This window comes from Nocardia ignorata NBRC 108230 (genome assembly GCF_001612905.1).
Lineage (GTDB): Bacteria > Actinomycetota > Actinomycetes > Mycobacteriales > Mycobacteriaceae > Nocardia > Nocardia ignorata.
In genome coordinates this window covers 249,489-262,012 of record NZ_BDBI01000012.1, presented here as the reverse complement: position 1 = coordinate 262,012, position 12,524 = coordinate 249,489, and the positions used below count along the sequence as shown (strand labels likewise).

Genomic DNA, 12,524 nt, shown 5'->3' with positions numbered 1-12,524 from the left:
CATGGGTACCGCAACGTTGTGGCTGCTGCCCGCGATCCCCCTGATCGGCGCGATCGTTCTGCTGTTGCTCGGGCGCCGCGCCGACGGCTGGGGGCACTACCTCGGTACGGCCGCCGCGCTCGGTTCGTTCGTCGTCGCGGTCGTCGCGTTCGTCGGCATGCTCGGTCGCGCCGACGCCGACCGTGCCCAGCATCTGGAGCTGTTCACCTGGGTGCCGGTGGCGCAGATGCAGGTCGCGTTCGGGCTGCAACTCGATCAGCTGTCGATCTGCTTCGCGCTGCTCATCACCGGCGTCGGCTCCCTGATCCACCTGTATTCGATCGGCTACATGAGCCACGATCCGGGCAGGCGCCGCTTCTTCGGCTACCTCAACCTGTTCCTGGCCGCCATGCTCGTACTCGTCCTGGCCGACAACTTCCTCGTGCTCTACCTCGGCTGGGAAGGTGTGGGCCTGGCGTCGTACCTGCTGATCGGGTTCTGGTACGAGAAGCCCTCCGCCGCAACGGCTGCCAAGAAGGCATTCGTGGTGAACCGGGTCGGTGACATGGGTCTTGCCATCGCCATGATGGTCATGTTCGCGACCTTCGGCTCCTTCGACTTCCAGACCGTGTTCGGGGCCGCACCGGGCGCGAGCGAGGGCACGCTCACCGTGATCGGGCTGATGTTGCTGCTCGCCGCGTGCGGTAAATCCGCGCAGGTGCCGCTGCAGTCCTGGCTCGGCGACGCCATGGAAGGCCCGACGCCGGTGTCGGCGCTCATCCACGCCGCCACCATGGTCACCGCCGGTGTGTACCTGATCGCGCGCGCCAACCCGATCTACGATCTGGCCCCCGGCGCGCAGGCCGCGGTGCTCGCCGTCGGCGCGGTGACGTTGCTGTTCGGCGCGATCATCGGCTGCGCCAAGGACGACATCAAGAAGGCGCTGGCCGCCTCGACGATGAGCCAGATCGGCTACATGATCCTCGCGGTCGGTCTCGGCCCCGCGGGCTACGCCTTCGCGATCATGCACTTGCTCACCCACGGCTTCTTCAAGGCCGGGTTGTTCCTCGGTGCCGGATCGGTGATGCACGCGATGAACGACGAAACCGATATGCGCCGCTACGGCGGCCTTCGTTCCCTGATGCCGATCACCTTCGTCACCTTCGGGCTCGGCTACCTGGCGATCATCGGCGTGCCACCACTGTCGGGCTTCTTCTCCAAGGACAAGATCATCGAGGCCGCCTTCGACCACGGCGGCACCACCGGTGTCCTGCTCGGGGTGGTCACCCTGCTCGGCGCCGGGCTCACCGCCTTCTACATGACCCGGGTCATGTTGATGACGTTCTTCGGTGAGCGCCGTTGGAAACCCGACACCCACCCGCACGAATCACCCGCGGTGATGACCGGGCCGATGATCCTGCTCGCCCTCGGGTCCGTGTTCGCCGGTGGACTGTTCGTGTGGGGCTCGTCGCTGGTGCACTGGCTCGAACCCGTCGTCGGCTCGCACCACGCCGAACCCGTCGTCCCGCCCATCGTCGTCACCGGACTCGCGTTGACGGTGGTCGCGATCGGTGTCGCCGTGGCCTACCGCAAGTACGCCGAGTCGGCCGTTCCCGAGGTCGCGCCGGAGCCGGTCACCGTGCTCACCCGCGCCGCACGCAAGGATCTCTACGGTGATGCCGTCAACGAAGCGGCGTTCGAACGTCCCGGCCGCTACCTCACCCGGGCGCTGGTATTCGTCGACGCCAAGGGTGTCGACGGGATCGTCAACGGGACGGCCGCCGCCATCGGCGGGCTGTCGGCCCGAACCCGGCGCGTGCAAACAGGTTTCGTCCGCTCGTATGCCCTGTCCATGTTCACCGGCGCGGCCCTGGTGGCCGCTGCCCTGCTCGCGGTGAGGTTCTGGTGAACTCGTTTCCCTGGCTGACGACGCTCTGGCTGGCCCCCGCGATCGGTGCCGTCGCGGTGCTCGCGGTTCCCGCCGCCCAGCGCACCCTGGCTCGCGCGCTCGCGTTCACGGTGTCGTTCGGTGTGCTCGTGCTCGCCGTCGTGCTCGCGGTGAATTTCCGGCCCGGCGGTGAGCAGTACCAATTCGTCGAATCCCACGAGTGGATCCCGGCGTTCGGCGTGGGTTACACCCTCGGCCTCGACGGCATCGCCACCGCCCTGGTACTGCTCACCGCGCTGCTCGTGCCGCTGCTGATCCTGGCGGGCTGGAACGACGACAGCGGCGACGGCCGCAAGAACGCCCACCTGTACATGGCGTTGATGCTGCTGGTCGAGTCGATGGTGCTGATCTCGTTCCTCGCCCTCGACATCCTGCTGTTCTACATCTTCTTCGAAGCCATGCTGATCCCGATGTACTTCCTCATCGGCGGCTTCGGCGCCCGCACCACCGACGCCGCCGTGCGCGCGCAACGCACGCGCGCGGCGGTGAAGTTCCTGCTGTACAACCTGTTCGGTGGGTTGATCATGCTGGCCGCGGTGATCGGGCTGTACGTGCTCACCGCCCGCGCCGGCCTCGGTCAAGGCTCGGCGGGCACCTTCGATCTGCGGGTGGTGGTCGAAGCGGCCAACAACGGCGAACTCGGCGGTAGTACGGCGGTCTTGAACGCCCTGTTCCTCGGGTTCATGTTCGCCTTCGCGGTGAAGGCTCCCCTGTGGCCGCTGCACACCTGGCTGCCCGACGCCGCCGTGTCGGCCACCCCGTCGAGCGCGGTGCTGATGATGGCGGTGGTCGACAAGGTCGGCACCTTCGGCATGCTGCGCTACTGCCTACTGCTGTTCCCGCTGGCCTCCGACACCTTCGCTCCGCTCGTCATCACCCTCGCGGTGATCGGTGTGCTCTACGGCGCGCTGCTCGCGATCGGGCAGACCGACGTGATGCGCCTGATCGCCTACACCTCCATCTCGCACTTCGGGTTCATCATCCTCGGCATCTTCGCCATGACCTCCCAGGCGCAGTCCGGTGCCACGCTGTACATGGTGAACCACGGATTGTCCACGGCCGCATTGTTTCTCATCGCCGGATTCCTCGTCAGCAGGCGCGGCAGCCGGATGATCGCCGATTTCGGCGGCGTGCAGAAGGTGGCCCCCGTGCTGGCGGGCACGTTCTTCATCGCCGGATTGGCAACCCTGTCACTGCCCGGACTCGCTCCTTTCGTCAGCGAATTCCTGGTTCTGGTCGGCACATTCAGCCGATACGAGGTGGCCGCGGTGGTGGCGACCGGTGCGCTGGTCCTTGCCGCGATCTACGTGCTGTGGCTCTACCAGCGACTGATGACCGGCCCCCTGCGTGAGGGCAACGAGAACCTGCGCGATCTGGTGCCGCGCGAACTCGCCGTGGTCGTCCCGCTGCTCATCGTCCTGCTGGTGCTCGGCCTGTACCCGAAGCCGATGCTCGATCTGGTGAATCCCGCAGTGGGACAGACCTTGTCGACCATCGGTAAGCAAGATCCGGCGCCGAAGGTCCCCGCTCCCGAAGCAGCCCCCACCGGCGGACACAAATGAGGACGGACTCCGTGACCATCAACGAGCTCGCGGCCCCGCTGACCGCGCCTAGCATCGAATACCACCTGCTCGCACCGATGCTGATCGTGTTCACCGTCGGCGTCGTCGGTGTGCTGGTCGAGGCGTTCGCGCCCCGCGCCTACCGGTACGGCACCCATGTGGTGCTCGGCATCGCCGGTGTGCTCGCCGCGCTGGTCGCCGTGGTGCTGCTAGCCGGCACCGAGGCCACCGCCGTGGTCGGCGCCGTCGCGATCGACGGTGTCACCTTGTTTCTGCAGGGCACCATTCTCGTGATCGGGCTGCTCGGACTGCTGCTGATCGCCGAACGGGGTGCGGTACGGCGCGTGCGCAGCGGGCCGGGCACCTGGAGCCGGGCCGCCGCCGTCCTCGAACGCGGTGTCGACGCCTTCACCCCGCAGGCATCGTCGGTCCCGGGCAGCGCCAACGAACTCGCCGCCGTGCGGGCGGGCGTCTCGACCACCGAGGTCTTCCCACTGACCATGCTCGCTCTGGGCGGCCTGCTGCTGTTTCCCGCGTCCAACGATCTGCTCACCATGTTCGTCGCGCTGGAGGTGCTGTCGCTGCCGCTGTATCTGCTGTGCGGACTCGCCCGGCGCAGGCGGCTGCTGTCGCAGGAAGCGGCACTGAAGTACTTCCTGCTCGGCGCCTTCTCCTCCGCGTTCTTCCTCTACGGTGTCGCACTGCTCTACGGGCAGACCGGCACCGTCTCGCTGCCGGAAATCGGTGCGGCACTGGACGAGCAGGGCGACGACGCCACTCTCGCCCTGCTCGGTATCGCGATGCTCGCGGTGGGACTGCTGTTCAAGATCGGTGCCGTGCCGTTCCAGGCGTGGGTGCCCGACGTGTATCAGGGCGCACCGACCCCGATCACCGCGTTCATGGCGGCGGCGACCAAGATCGCCGCGGTCGGGGCGACCATGCGCGTGCTGATGGTGGGAACCGGTGCGCTCAGCGATGATTGGCGGCCCGTGCTCGCCGCCGTCGCGGTGGCGACGATGGTGGTCGGCGCGGTCATGGCGGTCACCCAGACCGATGTGAAGCGGATGCTCGCCTACTCCTCCATCGCGCACGCCGGGTTCCTGATCGTCGGCATGACCGCCGCCGATTCCGCGGGTTTGGCGGCGGTGATGTTCTATCTGCTGGCCTACGGTCTCGGCACCGTCGGTGCGTTCGCGGTGGTCAGTCTGGTGCGCGACGGTTCCGGCGACGAGGCGACCGCCATGTCGCAGTGGGCCGGTCTCGGTAAGCGGTCCCCCTGGCTGGCCTCGGTTTTCGCGCTGCTGCTGCTGTCGTTCGCCGGGCTTCCGCTGACCAGCGGATTCGTCAGCAAGTTCGCGGTATTCGCCGCCGCATCCGGTGCCGACTACATCTTCCTGGTCATCATCGGTGTCGTGTGCAGCGCCATCGCGGCGTTCTTCTACGTCCGCGTCATCGTGCTGATGTTCTTCACCGACCCGCCCGCCGACGCCCCGACCGCGACCTCGCCGTTCGCGACCGTCCTCGTCGTGGCCTTCACCGCGGGCGCGACCGTGCTCCTCGGCCTGTTCCCCCAGCCCGTTCTCGACCTGGCGGAACGGGCGGCCCACTTCATCCAGTAGCGATCAGCTAGGGCGCGGCGCGTACATGATGATCGCGACGCCGAGTAGGCAGATGGCCGCCCCGATCACGTCCCAGCGGTCGGGGCGGAAGCCGTCCAATGCCATGCCCCACAGCAAGGATCCGGCCACGAACACCCCGCCGTAAGCGGCGAGGATCCGCCCGAAATTGGCGTCGGGCTGCAGCGTGGCGACGAAACCGTAGAGGCCGAGGGCGATGACTCCGGCGCCGATCCAGGCCACACCCTTGTGCTCGCGCACGCCCTGCCAGACCAGCCAGGCGCCGCCGATCTCGGCAACGGCGGCCAGCGCGAACAGCAGGATCGAACGCAGCGCGGTCATCGGCTCACATCCTGGATTCCGGGGTTTCAGAGAACATCGACGAGAAAAGTCACGCTGCGGACAGCGACGTACTATGTGCGGTCACTGTTGAGCCGCGCCGGACGCGGGGACACTGCGCCTGGAAAACGTCACCACCGTGGGCGGGTGTACCTCGCGGCCGAGGAAGCACAATCCGGATCCGGGTGGAGTCGATGGGCCTGCATGTCCAAGACGCCGACATGCGCGGGCGCGTCGAGCAGCCCCTCGGCGCTCCCTGCGCACCTATGGTGACAACGTGGTAGCCGTCGGGGTCGATGAGGGCGCAACGATCAAAGCACTGACCCTGGGTGGCGCGGTAGGAGCCTTGGGTACCGGTTCGACAGCAACCTCCATCGCCGGAAACCTTGCCGGAGACCGGCCGGACCTACGTCGTTGCCGAGACCGAGGTAGTGGCGCCCCGTAGTGATGACTCATCGCACCTGCGGTGTCGCACCCGCCCAATCCCCGAACTGTGGCACGGTGGGAGTCGGCGGTTCGTAGGACGGCCGAGTCCCCGGTCGGCGTGCCGCCACCAGTGGAAGGTGACTACTGATGCCTGTGTGCAACACTCGCGATGGAGTCGAGCTCTACTACAAGGACTGGGGCACCGGACGCCCTGTCCTGTTCATCCACGGCTGGCCGTTGAACGCCGACGCCTGGGACGACCAGATGAAATGCGTGGCCGACGCCGGGTACCGCGGCATCGCCCACGATCGGCGCGGCCACGGCCGCTCTGCACAGCCCTGGCAAGGCTACGACTTCGACACCTTCGCCGACGACCTCAACGATCTGATCGTGCACCTCGACCTCGATGAGATCACCCTGGTCGCGCATTCGATGGGCGGTGGCGAACTGGCCCGCTACATCGGCCGCCACGGCACCGACCGCGTCCGCTCGGCAGTCCTGCTCTCCGCGATCCCGCCGATCATGGCACAATCGGACTCCAACCCCGAGGGCGTGCCCGACTCAGTGTTCAACTCCCTCAAAGAGGGCATATTGACCGAACGCTCCCAGTTCTGGCGCGACACCGCCGAAGGCTTCTTCAGCGCGAACCGACCCGATACCAAAGCCACACGCGGCAATCTCGACGCCTTCTGGCTCATGGCCATGCACGAGTCCATCCAGGCCGGGGTGCAATGTGTGGACGCCTTCGGCTACACCGATTTCACCGCCGACCTCGCCAAGTTCGACATCCCCACCCTCGTGGTCCACGGTGACGACGATCAGGTCGTCCCGATCGATGCCACCGGCCGCAAATCCGCCCAGATCATTCCCGACGCCGAACTTCTGGTGTATCCCGGCGGCTCGCACGGTATCGCATTGGTGCCCGGCGACAAGGACCGCTTCAACACCGACCTGCTGAATTTTTTGAAGAAGTAGCCGGGTCGCGGGTGCCGCCGTCGGGGTAGCCGGTGTTTCGCGGCGGCGAGCACCAACGATGTACCCAGTCGATCAGCAAGTCGGTAGCGGCGGCACCACGATCTGCAGGGCGGATGGCTTATTCGTCGTCGGGGGGCGTCCGGGTCGCGTAGTGGCCCGCGGGTTCCGCAGAGGTCGGGCAGATGGAAGCAGTAGTGGTCGTCGATGCCGATGTGGGTGCGGCCTAGTGCACCGTCACCACGAACCGCACTTGCCCACGCCGGCGCCGGTGAGCAGGTGCGTGCACGGGTCACGCCACTTCGAGTAAGCCTCGGTGAAGATGTTGCGGTGCTCCAAGTGGTGGTGGAACTGGTCGACAATCGGCGCGCGGGCGGACAGAATCTTGTTCGTGCAGATGAGTACCTGACCCGCTCAGGCGCGGAAAACAGTTCAGCCCCCACTCCGGACGTGATCCGCGTCGGCGGCGATGTGGTAGCGAATGTGAGCCGGCCGATTCGTCAAAGCTCACCCGGCCGCCTCGATCGCAGCCAGGGCACGTGATGCGAAGGCGTCGAGTACCTCCACGTGGTTCGCCGGAACACCGACTCGCATCATCAGGCCCTCCTGCTCGACAGCGAAGTCGAAGGTGAAGAACGAGCAGCAGCGGCTCTCGCGCTCGGAGAGCTCGCGCGCCACCGCCTCGGCGCCCGGATCGAGGATCACGTCGAGCCGCTTCCGATCGGGACGTCGGATTGCGCGCGCAGAGCTGCGGAAGAGTTGGTCGAACTCGGCGACCCGGATCGGTTGCTCCGCCGTGGGCAGGGTGCACGCCGGAGACACCCAATCGCCCTGATCTGGTTGCAGCTGCATTCTTCGACGGTAACCCTGTACCTCGGTATCGGATACACCCTTCGCCGAGCGCCGCGAGTGGCGGATCAGCCGCAGAGCCCGCTGGTGATCCAGGCGCCCATGTTCGTGGCTGTCGGGGTGCCGGTGTAGGAGTAGGTGAAGGCGCGGCCCGCGGTGGTGGCGCCCGCGAGGACACCGAAGCCGCGAACGTTGCCGTGATGGCCGATGAAGCGTGTGCCGCAGGGGAGTTGGGTGTAGCCGATGCCGAGTCCGTAGGACATGCCGTTGCCTTCGCCCATGTCGACGCCGTCGAGCATGTCGCGCAACTGGGCGGGCGGAACCACCTGGCCCGATACCAGTGCGAGGTAGAAGCGATTGAGGTCGGCGCCGGTACTGACCAGGGCGCCCGAAGCCCAAGGCAGAGACGGTTCCATGAGGGTTTCGTCGGTGACGTTTCCGTCGACCGTGGTGTAGCCGGACAGATGGGGTCGACGCAGACCGGTTTCGCCGGTGGCGGGCAGATAGGTGTGTGTCAGGCCGAGCGGGGTGATGATGCGGTCGACGAGCTCGGTGGCGTACGAGCGCCCGGTGACGGCCTCGATCAGCATCCCCGCCACCAGGTAGTTGGTGTTGTTGTACTGGAAGCGGGTGCCGGGAGGCGACTCGGCGGGTGACTGCAGGATGATCGCCATCTCCTCCTCCGGTGTGAAGGTGCGGCCGACGACGGCCGCCTGATGCTCCGTCAATTCGAACGAACGCGGAACCGGCAATCCGCTGCGGTGACCGAGGAGCTGACGAACCGTGATCGCCCGCCCGTCCACGCCGTCACCACGAAGCAAACCCGGCAGATACTTCTCCACCGGCGCATCCAGCGCCACCTGCTTTTCAGCAACCAACTGCAACACCACCGCCGCCGTGAACGTCTTGGTAATGCTGCCGACGCGCACGTAGTGCGGTCGATCATCAGGAATCGGTGCGCCCTCGACGAGATCGGCGACCCCGGCGCTCATCACCGCCGTCGCACCGTTGTCGGTCAGGGTCGCGACAGCGCCGACAGCTCCTGACTCGACCAACCCGGCAAGGTCGCCCCGCACTGAGTCCAGCCGCGCGGGCGCGACGGCGGGCGCCTCAGCGGAGCTCGTAGTACAGCTCGTCAGCAACAAGGCGATGGTGCAGATCGGCAGGATCAACGTACGTGTCAGCATGAGCAGACAGTAGAAAGCTCTGGTACACAGGCACATTGGACTGCGGTACTACCTGTTGTCGAACTGCCGTACCCCCAGGAAGGTGTCAGGCGGTATAGACGATGACCCGAGGGGGTGCACGGCGAGAACATTCGCGCTAGCCGCGTGCACGCGGGAGTGTGGTTCCGTTGACGAGTCCGCTCTACGACATCGCGATGCAGGGTTGTGCACGTGCGCGGCCGGCGAATTCCTGGCGGTCGCGGATGAGCAACGCGATTACCCTCTGGCGCAGCTCGGTTCGGCAGACCAGGAGATCGCGGGCATCGTCAACGGGGGCGGTTCCGTGAGCAACCGTGCTCACGGCTCGTCGAGCGCTTCTTGCAGGCGGGCGGCGAAAGTGGCTGGTTCGTTGACGAATCCGGTGTGGTCGCCGGGGAACAGGACCGGGTCGACGCCGAGCGCCGAGGCCAGTTGGCGGGAAGTGCGGTCGCAGAGCTGGCCACTGGAGTCGGTGCCGATACCGACGATGACACGGGTGGGGATCGTGCGGAGCAGGGGCGGATCGGGCACCCATGCGGTGGTGTGGCGCAGTTCGTGGGTGAGCCAGTAGCGTTCGCTCGCGACCTGGCGTGGGTCGCGATCGGCGCCGAACATCTGCTCGAGGACCGGGTCGGGAATCGGGATGTCGGCTTGGGCGAAGAACTTCCGCCACGCGCCGAGTACATCGCCGTCGGTGTAGGTGGCGATGATGTCGTCGGTGCGGGCCCGCTGAGCGTCGGCGTCGGGCAGCAGTTCGCGCAGCGGTGGTTCGTGGGCGACGACCGTGGTGACCAGGTCGGGGTGATTCTGGGCCAGGGCGAGCGCGGACACGGCGCCGCCGCTGGAACCGAATACCACCGCCGGACCCGCGTCGAGACGGGTGACGAGCCGGGCCAGGTCGTCGGCGCGGGCCGCGACGGTGGAGTCCTGATCCGGGTCGTTCAGGGAGCTGGCGTTGTGACCGCGCGGGTCGGTGGTGAGGACCGTGTTGGTGGTGGCGAGCTGCTCGGCCAGCGGGGCGAACGCGGCGGCGTTCATCGGTGCGCCGACGAGCACCATCAGCGGTCCCGACCCCCTGACCTCGTAGTACAGACGGGCATCAGGCACCACGAGGGTGCCGGTGGTGACGGCGGAACTGGCGGTCATGAGCCTCTCCCGGATCTCGGCCTACAGGTAGCACCCATAAAGACGGTGCCCACCGCCAGAACTCATCGCTGCCCGCGAAAGTTTTTTCGCACCGGGATATTTGCAGGTCAGCGCACCGAACTCAGTTGAAGGACTTGGCGACCCCGTCGAGTAGGTTTTCCAGCGTCTCGTACGCGGGCACGTCGACCACGTCGATCAGGTCGGCGGGAACCGGCACCTTGCGCTCGGCGGCCACGGCGGTGAACTGTGCGTTGTCGCCCGTGCGGAAACCGTGTTCGGCGGCGAGACGGCGCAGTTCGGCGTTCTCGGTGAGCAGCTTGCCGATCCGGTCGCCGGTATCGGTGAACGGGACAAGCGTGTGGCTCGACAGCACGGTCGGTGTCGGATAGGTGAGAACCATGTCCTCGGTGATGCGTCCCTGCCCCGCCGCCTCGACGAACTGGGCCTCGTAGATGCACACCATCGGTGTCGGGCCCATCCCGTTGGTCAGATACTGGGTGAAGGGCCCTTCGCTGCTGTTGTCGGTGTAGCCCTGGGCGAGGAACAGTTTCGACAGCGTCGGAAGTACGTGCTGTTCGGCGGTGCCGCCGCGCACGATGGTGTGATCGTTGGCCACATAGCCGGCGATCGCCATGTACATCGCGGCGGAGTTCGAGGTACGCGGGTCGGTGGTGGAGACCAAGATGTTCTTGGCCACCGGGTAGGTCGTGTTACCGGGCAGGTCGTCCCACTGCACACCCTTGGCGGTGAGCTCGAGGTACCGCTGCATGTCGAAGGTCGCGACCGGGCCGGGCTTGATCACACCTGCCGCGGTGAGCAGGTCGGCGATCGGCCGGTAGGTGGCGATCGCGATCGGCGAGGAGAACGGCGTGTACCCGGCGGTGACATTGCGCAACCGCTGAATGCGTTCGGCGGCGGGCTTGCTCGACGGAAACGCGAAATCGAAGCTGTCGAGGTCGACCTCGGTGGCGATCTGCCGCGATCCCGCGGGCTGCACCTCCACCCGGATCCCGTTGTCGGTGAGCACCTTGACGACGCGCTCGTCGGCGAAGAACGACATCTTCTCCGACCCGACCACACCGCGCACCACGGTGACCGCGCCGACCGGCGCGGCGGCCGGGCTTTCGGCGCTGCTCGGCCACAGCGTCATCCCGGCGGCCACGATCGCCACCGCACCGACCGCACCGACCGACAGCGAAACTAGCTTCCGCCTGCTCACCAGCGGCGCGGCAGGCTTCCCCGCAGTGGCGACCGGTTCGGCCGGCTGCTCGGCTGCGGCAGGGCGCGCGGTCGGCGCGGGCACTCGCACGGTCGGGTCGGAATCGGCCAGTTCGTTGCGCACGATCCGCTCCACCAGGATCGGCACGAACTCACGGATCGGCTTGCCCTCGAACCGGGTGTGCGCGGCACCGACGGCCGAGGTCACCTGCTCGACGGGAACATTGTCCGACAGATCTTCGACCAGGCTTTCGGTCATGCGCCGCATGGCCTGCTTCTCACGTTCGACGGCATCGGCAGCTACGCCGGGGATTACGCGCGACACCACAATTCTCCTGGTCATACTTCGGGGCTGCGGACGCGGCGCGCGGCGACCTGCGCACGCCGCGGGCCACGCTACCGGCGCGCAGCACAGTTACCCCAGCTGTGAACGGCCCGGCACGCAGAGTTCAGCACCCGCTCCGTTTCCGGCAACGTCATGTTGTCCCGATGTTCGTCCACCGCCGCGAAAAGCGCACTGCGGGTGCGGGATTGGATCTCAGCGGTCGGCGACGGCCTGTGTGTTCACCGTCGGGGCGGGCGCGGTGGCGGTGTGTGTGGCCCGCACGATACCGGCGGCGAGCAGGTCGAGCACGCCGATCACGATCAGTCCGCCGCCGGTCATCGTCGCCAGGCCAGTGACGGTCTTGAAGGTCATGGCGATGATCGTGATCCCGATCGCGAGGGTGCCGAGCCCACAGAGCTCGGCAGTCCAGCTGTCGGCGCGATCGTCGTCCCACACCGCGACGAGTGCGAGCACGATCCCCCGCACCGTCCACCCGAGCCCGATCCACAGCGCGAGCAGTTCTATGTTCCCACCACTGAACGCCAGCACGGCCAGCACGGACGTGAGCGCGGCACTCACCAGTACCAGCACCCGAAGCAGGAACCCGATCCGCGCCCACAACGCCAGGAACCCCTGCACGAGCGCGCTGATCACCAGGGCGATCCCGAAAATCAGTGCCAACGTCGATTCGTCGCGCCCGGGCCACAGCAACGTCACCACCCCGAGCACGAACGACGCCCCGCCCGCGATCACCACCGCCTGCCGGGTCCCCCCGCTGTGCTGCCCCTCCCCGTCGGTCAAGGACATGCCGCCAGCCTATGCCCGACGAGCCCCGGTGCGCCTCAACCACCGTGGCGTGGCGCCACCTACGGTCGTCGTGCGTTCGCCGTCGAGGATGTAGAAAGTGACGACGAGTTCGGTGGGGTTCGTCGGCCAATT

The 12,524-nt window shown here is 67.0% G+C and carries 11 protein-coding genes; 5 read left to right on the top strand and 6 right to left on the bottom strand.

The window, feature by feature from the left end:
* Position 1: 1 nt before the first annotated feature.
* From nuoL to nuoN, 3 genes are read left to right on the top strand one after another with little or no spacing between them, the layout of a single operon-like run.
* The gene (gene nuoL / locus NI2_RS12420) at positions 2 to 1,888 is read left to right on the top strand and encodes an NADH-quinone oxidoreductase subunit L (protein WP_067489922.1); all 1,887 of its coding nucleotides are present in this window, start codon (positions 2 to 4) and stop codon (positions 1,886 to 1,888) included.
* Positions 1,885 to 3,489 (top strand): NADH-quinone oxidoreductase subunit M, encoded by a 1,605-nt coding sequence (locus NI2_RS12415; protein ID WP_067489919.1) that lies wholly within the window; start codon positions 1,885 to 1,887, stop codon positions 3,487 to 3,489. Before nuoL ends, NI2_RS12415 begins: the two co-directional genes overlap by 4 nt.
* The gene (nuoN, locus tag NI2_RS12410) at positions 3,486 to 5,108 is read left to right on the top strand and encodes an NADH-quinone oxidoreductase subunit NuoN (RefSeq protein ID WP_067489916.1); all 1,623 of its coding nucleotides are present in this window, start codon (positions 3,486 to 3,488) and stop codon (positions 5,106 to 5,108) included. Before NI2_RS12415 ends, nuoN begins: the two co-directional genes overlap by 4 nt.
* A 3-nt stretch (positions 5,109 to 5,111) precedes the next feature.
* Here nuoN and NI2_RS12405 read toward each other — a convergent pair whose 3' ends face one another.
* Positions 5,112 to 5,447, bottom strand: a complete 336-nt coding sequence (locus NI2_RS12405; RefSeq protein WP_067489913.1) for a YnfA family protein — start codon at positions 5,445 to 5,447, stop codon at positions 5,112 to 5,114.
* A gap of 570 nt (positions 5,448 to 6,017) precedes the next feature.
* Between NI2_RS12405 and NI2_RS12400 the strand changes: the two genes are divergently transcribed.
* Positions 6,018 to 6,845 (top strand): alpha/beta fold hydrolase, encoded by an 828-nt coding sequence (locus NI2_RS12400; protein ID WP_067489910.1) that lies wholly within the window; start codon positions 6,018 to 6,020, stop codon positions 6,843 to 6,845.
* A 336-nt stretch (positions 6,846 to 7,181) separates the two neighbouring features.
* Entirely contained in the window at positions 7,182 to 7,385 is a 204-nt protein-coding gene (locus NI2_RS33770) for a hypothetical protein (RefSeq protein ID WP_133734115.1), read from the top strand.
* Here NI2_RS33770 and NI2_RS12395 read toward each other — a convergent pair.
* The 5 genes from NI2_RS12395 to NI2_RS12375 all read right to left on the bottom strand — a co-directional run bounded on the left by NI2_RS12395 (position 7,350) and on the right by NI2_RS12375 (position 12,392).
* A complete protein-coding gene (locus NI2_RS12395; protein WP_067489907.1) occupies positions 7,350 to 7,694 on the bottom strand; it encodes a hypothetical protein in 345 nt (114 codons plus the stop codon). The genes NI2_RS33770 and NI2_RS12395 overlap by 36 nt on opposite strands.
* Before the next feature lie 65 nt (positions 7,695 to 7,759).
* Positions 7,760 to 8,878: a serine hydrolase domain-containing protein gene (locus tag NI2_RS12390; protein ID WP_133734116.1), complete on the bottom strand. Its 1,119-nt coding sequence runs from the start codon at positions 8,876 to 8,878 to the stop codon at positions 7,760 to 7,762.
* A gap of 336 nt (positions 8,879 to 9,214) precedes the next feature.
* Positions 9,215 to 10,042, bottom strand: a complete 828-nt coding sequence (locus tag NI2_RS12385; protein ID WP_067489901.1) for an alpha/beta fold hydrolase — start codon at positions 10,040 to 10,042, stop codon at positions 9,215 to 9,217.
* 121 nt (positions 10,043 to 10,163) lie between these two features.
* Positions 10,164 to 11,585 carry a three-helix bundle dimerization domain-containing protein gene (locus tag NI2_RS12380; RefSeq protein WP_243750003.1) on the bottom strand — a complete coding sequence of 474 codons (1,422 nt, stop codon included), beginning with the start codon at positions 11,583 to 11,585 and terminating at the stop codon, positions 10,164 to 10,166.
* A gap of 213 nt (positions 11,586 to 11,798) precedes the next feature.
* The gene (locus tag NI2_RS12375) at positions 11,799 to 12,392 is read right to left on the bottom strand and encodes a DUF308 domain-containing protein (protein WP_067489899.1); all 594 of its coding nucleotides are present in this window, start codon (positions 12,390 to 12,392) and stop codon (positions 11,799 to 11,801) included.
* Positions 12,393 to 12,524 lie beyond the last annotated feature (132 nt).